Source organism: Bacillus sp. AFS012607 (genome assembly GCF_002558005.1).
GTDB classification, from domain to species: Bacteria; Bacillota; Bacilli; order Bacillales; family Bacillaceae_G; genus Bacillus_A; species Bacillus_A thuringiensis_S.
Map to the genome: position 1 here is coordinate 1 of NZ_NTVM01000073.1, position 857 is coordinate 857.

Sequence of the window (857 nt, forward strand, 5' to 3'; positions counted from 1 at the left end):
GTATCTGCATCCTCACCATACTTATTTTTCAATTGTGCATATGCCTGGATTACAAGGTTAAAGCGAACATTTCTACCAAGACAAACCGTGATAATATTTGCCATTCCTTCAATACTCGGCATATTTCCAAACTCATCTAAGCAAAAAACCACTTCACGGTGACATTTCCCTCCACGAGCGAGGGATGCACCCTTTGCCAATATAAAATAAAGCTGCCTTACAAAAATAGAAGCAATCACATGATTTGAAGAATCAAAGTCTGGTGTAATCATAAAAATAGCGACTGGTTTATCGAAATAGTCCACTGTTATTACTTGTATATCTTCATTTTCTTCTATTACTTTAAATTCTGTATCACCTGTCTTTTCATCTATTTTCATAATAGAAATAGATGTTTTCTTTTTCTTATTTCCTTTTTCATTAAATTGAATGGTATCCCCAACTTTTATTACTTTCTTAAAATCTAATGCAAAACGTCCCGTAATATCTGATTTGATAGACTCCTTTGAGCCATCCGGAAATACAATTTCTATTCGTTTTCTAGGTGTTACTTTTCCTTTTATTGTTTTTCCAAAACCTACACGTTTTAAATCCACACTATTTTTTGCGGTCATTTTAGCGATTTCATCAAATGTAAAAATAGATAAACCGTTCATTGTTTGTGTAAAAATACCACCTCTAGCTTGCCCTTTTGAGAAATTAGAAGTTGCATATTGCATTTTCGCAACACTGTCTGATGGTAAATTCTCAAAGTATAAATCTAAAGCATTTTTCGGCGGTTCCTCTGGATCTATAATTATTTCTTTCGAACCAAGTTCCGATAGCATGTTAGCTACTGCATACATCGTTATTTTTTC

1 protein-coding gene is annotated in these 857 nt (G+C 33.4%); it reads right to left on the bottom strand.

Translation table 11 applies throughout. The annotated features are described in order from the left end of the window. Positions 1–857 (bottom strand): type IV secretory system conjugative DNA transfer family protein (locus CN409_RS30710; RefSeq protein ID WP_170955845.1); only part of this gene is annotated, 857 nt, incomplete at both ends.